Genomic DNA, 542 nt, shown 5'->3' on the forward strand with positions numbered 1-542 from the left:
GATGCAAAGCGTAATGCAGCAATCAGAATACTCTATTCACTAGACTATGAGTTTCAATCATGACTTTCATGATTAACTTTGATTTCAGTTTATATCACCTCTATTGATAAATTAACGTCAAAGAGGGGAGATTTTTATGACACTAACAGTTTGGTTATCACTTTTTACAGTCTGTTTATTAGGGGCTATGTCGCCAGGGCCTAGCTTAGCGATCGTTGCTAAACATGCTTTGGCTGGTGGACGAATGAATGGTTTGGCAACGGCATGGGCGCATGCTTTTGGGATCGGGATTTATGCGTTTATCACGTTGATCGGTCTTGCGGTTGTGCTGCAGCAGAGCCCAATGCTGTTCAAAACCATCAGTTTAGCGGGCGCAGCTTATTTGGCTTACTTAGGTTTTAACGCGCTGCGATCCAAAGGTGGAGTGGCCGCCAAGTTGGAATCTGGTGAGGAAACGACCGTACTTCAATCTGCTAGAGAAGGTTTCCTTATCTCTATTCTAAGTCCTAAAATCGCACTGTTCTTTATTGCTTTGTTTAGCC

The 542-nt window shown here is 43.2% G+C and carries 1 protein-coding gene; it reads left to right on the plus strand.

What is annotated here, in order from left to right; genetic code table 11:
• Window positions 1-136 precede the first annotated feature (136 nt).
• Window positions 137-542: LysE family translocator (locus tag R7O13_RS30135; RefSeq protein WP_318305627.1), on the plus strand; the 406-nt coding region annotated here is incomplete at its 3' end.

The organism is Vibrio sp. Y176 (assembly GCF_033438945.1).